At 72.5% G+C, this 229-nt stretch carries 1 protein-coding gene; it reads right to left on the bottom strand.

What is annotated here, in order from left to right; genetic code table 11:
- Nucleotides 1–12: 12 nt before the first annotated feature.
- On the bottom strand, nt 13–229 hold a 217-nt coding region (locus ACQG3P_RS25705), incomplete at its 5' end, for a phosphoribosyltransferase family protein (protein ID WP_426806623.1).

Raw genomic sequence — 229 nt, 5'->3', positions numbered from 1 at the left:
CGGAAGATGTAATCAGTACACCCGGTTCGCGACCTGCGGCACATCGCGGGTCCAGCGTTCGCGGCCGCCGAGGCCGGCCAGGTCGACCAGCTCGGCGGCGCCGAGCACCGCGACCTGCCGCTGCCTGGCCAGCGACAGCGCGGCCAGCAGCGTGCCACCGCTGGCGAGCACATCGACCACCACCAGCACGCGCGCGCCCGGCGGCAATGCTACGGCATGCACTGCGATG

Source organism: Stenotrophomonas sp. SrG, assembly GCF_050031795.1.
GTDB classification, from domain to species: Bacteria; Pseudomonadota; Gammaproteobacteria; order Xanthomonadales; family Xanthomonadaceae; genus Stenotrophomonas; species Stenotrophomonas rhizophila_A.
Note: the sequence above shows the minus strand (reverse complement) of the source record. Positions and strands in the feature narration are given on the sequence as shown.